Annotated in this window: 2 protein-coding genes; both read right to left on the bottom strand. The window is 35.6% G+C overall.

All coding sequences use genetic code 11. The features are described from left to right. Window positions 1-114 precede the first annotated feature (114 nt). Window positions 115-1,491, bottom strand: a complete 1,377-nt coding sequence (locus PV763_RS16575) for a hypothetical protein (protein ID WP_005005738.1) — start codon at window positions 1,489-1,491, stop codon at window positions 115-117. Window positions 1,492-1,494: 3 nt separating this feature from the next. Further along, entirely contained in the window at window positions 1,495-6,720 is a 5,226-nt protein-coding gene (locus PV763_RS16570; protein WP_420938234.1) for an AAA domain-containing protein, read from the bottom strand. Window positions 6,721-7,245: the final 525 nt, after the last annotated feature.

The following is a 7,245-nucleotide window of genomic DNA, read 5'->3' as shown; positions in this document are numbered from 1 at the left end:
AAATCTTTGTGCAACAAAGCCACTTCAAAGTAGAAATGTCTGGTCTGGATTGTTGCCACTCTAATTTGAGTTTAAAAAAGCTAGCAAATCTGCTAGCTTTTTAAGATGATTATTCTATTTTTTAGAATTTAATAAACCAAAGAAGTTCTCTCCATCGTTCTCTAAGTCTTCAAAAAACTTATAAAACGATTGGGCAATAGCCTTATTTTTGACAATAATACCCACAGGCACTGTTGTTAAAATATTTGTGGATGAATCACTAACGTGAATAATCAAAACACAAAAAGAGTCTTTCATAACCAAAAGCTCAAAATTACCGTCAAAAACTACACTACTTTCCTTAAACGTTAGAAAGTGCTTGGCTCCTGCCTCAGCTGTGATTAGTTTTTTATAACTTGCGATTGATTGTTTATCATTTCTGTATGCCACTGGTAAGAAGCATTTAAAGTTTTTGGTAATTGTGGTTGTCGATAAACGATCAATAAAATCACTAAATCTATCTGACTTACCCCAAAATTCATCTGATGGAGCTAACCAATACAGCTGTTTATCATCATTATTCTGGTCTTGATATTGTTTGATTGTTTTGAAAAACAGGTCTGAATTTTCCTTAGAATATATTGGCCCGATAAAGTATTCATTGGATTTGTGTTCTAGCTTAAATAAGCGATCTAAATTAAGCTTATTCTCGCTAAAAATAGATTCAACTGAAAAAGTATCCTCCATATCTAATTCATGGAGTACCTTTAGAATATCCTCAATATTTTGTGGCTTCTTAGCTGATCTAAGAGCAGCGTAAAGAGAATCTTCGATTTTGTTAAGATTTTCCATGTGATTAAAATCACTAATCTCTGTAGGTGTATAATTCTCATCAAGCGTCAATGGTAATGTAAAACGACGAGAATGGTCTCGCAATTTTTCCACTTGGCTCATTTTATACAGTTGCAGCTTCTTTTCATCCACTGATGGATTCAACTTAACTAATCCTTGGCTGAAATAAAATCGAAAATTTTTCTGAAACTCCTTACTAACCAAAGACTCACCATTTGAAAGGTATTGGTTAGAAGCATCTAATTTAATTGAATTTGCCCCATTGTCAGATGCGTTGGGATTAACTGGCTCAGGATTCAAGCCAATCATCTCAAAACTCATCTTTTGAATATTGTCCTCAATCTTATTTACATAAGGAATTGCACAAACATCCGAGAATGCTTTCTCAAGTCGCTGAGTCAGAGCAAATCGATCATCTTCAAGATGTTTTATCTGCATTTGTTTTAATAATTTAGTTAATAGCACATCTGTTTCATGATTAGATAACCCTAAGAACCGCGCTATTTTTTCAGCAGAAAGTGGTGCAATTACCAATAGGCGCAATACCATAGAATCAATAAAATCTAAGGTATCTGTTGTGGTATAGCTAAATGCCACATTGAATAGTTGTGATGGCAATGTAACATCTACGTCATGATAGCTTCTTAGTGAATTTTCCATGAGTTATACCCCTGCCTTTCTATATTTTTTTGATCTATTTTTATTAATGTGCGGATTGTTTTGTACTATTTTGACAATGGCGCGTTTTGAAATATATCGATATTCTAAAGTCTGATTTTCACGGCACTTGATGTAATTTAATACGCGTCCTAAAGGTAAGTTACTGTTGACTCCTTGCCACATTTCTGACGCACCAAAGATTACAAGACGATCCATTGCGCGAGATAAAGCCACGTTCACACGATTTGGTGACTTCAAAAATGCAGGAAACTTAGTTGGATCATTTCGCGTAACTGAGAGAATGATGATCTTATTCTGTTTACCTTGATAACTATCCACCGTATCAATACGCACAATTGATCTCAATGCATCTGACACTTCACACAAAGAGAAGGCTTTTCTTAACCGGTTTTTTTGCTCAGCATAGGTACAAATTACACCAATAGCAGGCTCTTTAAGGGAATCAGGCTCTGGCACTAATTTATTTAACAAGAGTTTGTCTTGGTCAATCCGCTGAAGAAAATCGATAATTTCATTAATTTCATGTGGGTTATAAATACTACTACCTTTCTCCATTTTGAAATGCTCAGCATTCCCAGTATCCACCCAAGTAACTGTTGAATTCAATTCTATTGCGATGTCGGATGCATAGTTATCAGGCACAATCCGCTTTAACTTAATTTCTTTCAGCTCTTCATCACTTAAACCACGAGAATCGACAACTTCAGTTTCAAGTTTTCCTTCATAAAAACAGTCTGAAACTAATTCGCCGATGCTCGGACTCATTCGGTACTGTGACAAGAGTTCTGAACTAGCCTTTAGTCCATAATGTGAATTAAAGATACGGCCAAAGTCGCTTTGTAATTTATCTTCCAAATCATCATCTGATATCTTAAGTTGCTTAGCTAAAGCCTTTTTATGATCGCTCGAATATAGTGGAGGAAGTTGGTCTTGATCCCCAACTAATAAAATACGTGCACCTGACTGCATTGCAATTGCCAATTCTGAAGCGATTGAACGTGCTGCTTCATCAATAATCACCCAATCAAATACGTGATTGGCGATTCCAATACTTTGTTGGCCAACACCAACGCATGTGCCACAGACTAATTGCCTTGTTTTGACCAGGAAACTTTCATAATTAGCATTTTGGCTTTCAATTAATGGTTCATAATCTAGGGCAATATTGATCAAGGCTTTCGCTTTAAGTCCTTCCTCATTAGATACCCCGTAGTATTGATTAAGTGCTGCGAACGTAATCATGTCGATCTTATTTAACTGGTTTAATACTGTTATCTCTTTATCATTGATACAGTCTTCCAGTTGATCCCAAAAGTCTTGATTTCCGTCAAACATGCTCTTCAGCTTATGCATTGCTGATTTGAAAGCCTGGGTATACTCTTCTAATGAGAAGCTAAACTTTTGATCAAGATCATCTTGGTCGATTGACTGATACGCAGATTTAAGACTATTTAAAATAGTGACTCTGATTTCATAAAGATCGCTCAAGTATTCAGCTTCAAGTGATAAATCTTTTGCAAGCTCAAGCACTCTTTCTTTAATATTAGACTTAAACAGCTCTATCTGGCTCGTAATAATTGAGCCTGTATAGACATCTTTTAATTCAGGAGACACAGCACTCTCTTTATTGCTTATTCGAGCAATACTTAATGGTGTGTCATACTCTGTGCATAGCTGACGTATACGCTCAACACTTGTATTTACAGCTTCGTGCGACTGACTAACAATTAAGATGTTAGATACATTTTGTTTATCATAGAGATAGTGAGCTAGTATAGAGATAAATTCAGTTTTGCCGGTTCCTGGTGGTCCCTTTAATAGTGATACAGGTCCATACTTAAGCACATTACGGAACGCTTTACGTTGTAATGGATTGAGGGCTTTAACCAATTCCCCATTTTTGTATTTGTTATAGTGATCTAGATCTTCATCAGGCACTTCAATCTCATAATCTTTTGCTTCAATCACTAATGATGGTTCAAAGTAATCTACGAGATTTTCAATGACAGCCTTATTACTCAGAATATTTGTCAGAGCATCTGCACGTTTCCGATTAGATGACTTATCTGCCTTGCTTTGTAGAAACAGTGTTGCTTCTTCAGGAACTTCATTTGTTTTTTTACAAAAATCGATCCACAATTCTCCGACTTTTGATTGCGCAATATTCACCGTACCTATGCAGAAAGTGTAATCACCTCCCGCCCCAGTTTCTTTAGTGCACATTACATCGACTTTATCGGTCTTTGAAAATTTAGCTGAAACATCTTCTGCAGAGTCATAGTATGCAATAGCACTCTTTGAATCTTTAAAATGTTTGCTCGAAACTATCTTTAACGGCTCAGACAGAGTGATTGTAGGATGTGCATGACGCTCAGTCGCCATGACTTTTTTCCACAACTCTTTCGTTTCAATATCAATTAAGTGGCTATGTGTAGGCAGATGACTCATTGGCTGTGCCATAAGCTCATCAGTAGCTATAACATCGCCTATCTCTTCTTGTAATGCTTTTTGTTCACGCAGAGCCCGTAATGTTTCCTCTTTCTCTTGAGTCCTTTTGAGCTGTTCTTGCTTAAACTGTTCAATAGCATCCTTAAAGTTTTGATCTTTTGCTAAGAAGTCATTTAACTCTACAATGTTGTCACGCTTACTCATCCCAGATATCGGGTGGACTTCAATGCTAACATCAATAGTCAGATCTGCATCCTTACTAGCCTTCCACCACAGGTCTTGTTTTTTGACAAAATCAAGGAAACTTAATTGATTTTCATGGGGCTTATAAAACCCTTTTAACATGCCATTGATTCCGCTAAGTGTAAATCGAAAATCCCCCTCACTTGCTGCCTCAAGTTGGATATAAACTTTGCCGTTTTCGGGATAAATCGTAAAGGGCGTCTCAACCTTACTTGTATAAATACTAATCTGAGGAGCTTCTTTTACAATAGTACCCTTACATTCAAATGCCTCTATAAAGCGAGAATTATCAATATAGCGTACACTTGGATCTTCCATTCCTTCTATGCTCAAGGCTGTATTTAGCCAGGATAAAGTAGGATCCATTGAAGCCACATCATCCACAGCCAAGTCTATATCGTATAGATCTGCGATTAAGTTCAATGCAGTAAAGTTGTCACACTGAATGACTGTTGGATCTTCAATATCAGATGGGAAATAAGCATTAGAAGAATCAGGTTGTGGTACTTCAGGATGGAAGCAATCATTAAAACTAACTTTCAAGTTTGTTTTATCTACTAGAATCTTTTCATCATCCAAGTTTCCATGTTGAAAGCCATGCTCATGAAATTTTTTCAGAGAATGCAATAACTGAAGTGAAAGTTCATTTTTTTCATCCTCAGTTAAGCCCTCAATAACCGTTGACCAAGCTTCACCCTTTACCATTTCAGTTACTAGATACACACATGCTGTGCTAGTTGATAAACCAAAATCAATAATCTTAGGAAGGTATGGCAAATTGAGAGCCTGCGTCATTTTAAGTTCTTCAAAGAATCGCTTAAAACAACTCTTTTGATAAGTTGTCATTGCAGATGCAACTTTACCCATCCATGTTTTGACTAACATGTTGCCTGATGCATAGAGTGTAAAATTTTGGTTAGCATCAATAGGCGCGCCAAATATCGGGTAACTGATATAGGTATTTGTCTGATTTAAATATGGATTCAGTACATCTGCATCAAGTTCATAACTAACTTGTTCAGCAGGTTTTTGAGCTAAGAAATCTTGGAATACTGCACATGCATTATCATATTTCCCTGTCAAAGCTCGTGTTAAAATACGCTCTAACCAGTGGTTCTGATCTCGCTCCTCAAGACTAAATTTTTTCAATGAACGTGGGCTCAGTCGAGCATTCTTCCAAATATGAAGGATTAACTGCCCTAACCAATACACATCCTTTTGTGCAGCTGTCAGCGCAAGATTCGGAAGATGAGCTGTTGTATTCAAAAATGGGAGTTCGTTAGCCAGTTCAGGGTCAATTTTCGAGGGCTGTGTTTGATCATTTGCTGCCGAAAAATTGGATAGCAATATCTCCTTTTTATAAGAGATCCACACACTATGATCACCCACATCACCATGAGTAATTCCCATTTGATGTAGGTGATTAAATTTACCAAGCAAAATCTGGAATAAATCCAATTTCTCAGATTCAGACATTTTCTCAGCATAAGCGCCGATGAATTCGTTGACTCGATAGCTGTTCTCAGGCAACTCATACAACTCATTATATTTTGATGTCATGTCATCAAGACTTGGGTTTGTAATCGGGTGCAAACAACTTTGATAAAGATCAGGCTTTTCTGTTTTAATTTTTTGGAAAACCCGGCGCTCATTGCAGATCAAGTTGAATCGATGTTGAGGCTGACTCATTCTTGAGTTACTCAACTTGAATTCATTAAAATCCCAACAACGCATTAAAGATTTTTCACCAACGATGGTCAATGAATGCGCTTTATACTCGCTATAAATCTTTTTAGGATGCGGTAAGATCAAGTCACCTCGTTCATGATTATTAATAATCAAAGAGCGTGGTTGAATTTGGTCAGGCGCAAAAATTTCATCAATAATGGCGTGATATTCTTTTTTAATATCATATATGCGACCATCACGTTCCAGATGCTTGCGGAACATATTATTAAAATTCTTCTGTTGAGCTAATTGTATAAACTCATCTATCGAAAGAATGTGCTCTAAATCTTCTGGAGGCAGGCGCGAATAATCTGCTTTACCACACATGACAACAAAGTGAGAAACACTTTGGTAATGAAATGTAATGCCCTTAGCTTTCTTTTCTGAAACTTTATCCTTTAGTTTATTAACTATAATTTGCATTTTTTTTACATTTTTAGCTACAGGGCATGAATCTTGCTCTTTATTACCTACGTACCATTTTCCTGCAACTTTTGTAATTTCCTTACCGTTCCAGTCCTTGAATTCAATGACCAAAATGTTTGCATGAGTAATAATTAGGAGATCATATTCAAATTTCTCAGAACTACCTTTCGCTACTGCTTTTTTTCCATTTTTATGCATAAATTCAAAACCAGCATATGCTCGCCAGTTTTTAGTTTTTTCGCCACGATCAAAGACCTTTTTAATCTTATCAATTGCTTTGAGTTCGTGCTCGTATATACCTGTCTCTGGATATGTAACTTTCATATTAAAAGATTCTTTATTTAAAATGTCTTGCTTTTGCACATACAACAAATAAGCGTCAAAAATGATGCTAAATTTTTATTAACATAAAGTAATGCTATATGTACGGTGTCTTTTAGAAAAAATACTTAGCGTAAGAATTTAGTTTTTTCAGGTTGATGGTTAGTTTGGCCAAATAAGCCCTCCGAAGGTTTTTTATATTCAGTTTAGGATTGTATTTAAAATAAAGTCTGCCAAATATTTTGGTGTAAAACCTGAGTCTTCTAGCACGATCATCATTTAGATGATCTAACTCAATCATTCGTTTAAGCAAAACGTATTTCACTTAACGGTTCATAATGTGACTTATATTACATTTAATTTTTGAGTATTCAAAATTATTTTATTGAATTATAAGAAAAAAACTTAAGGAATTCCTTAAAATTTGATGACAATGGTCATATCTCTAATCACTAAAAAGACCAAAAATAGATATCTACCCATATCTCTCGGACAAATTAACTCTATTTTATAAAAGTATCAATAAATTCATTAGGTTCATGAACCAAAAATTTATAATTATTTTTT

Source organism: Acinetobacter sp. AS5, assembly GCF_048957595.1.
Lineage (GTDB): Bacteria > Pseudomonadota > Gammaproteobacteria > Pseudomonadales > Moraxellaceae > Acinetobacter.
The sequence above is the reverse complement of the archived record's forward strand: the minus strand, read 5'-3'. Positions and strand labels throughout refer to the sequence as shown.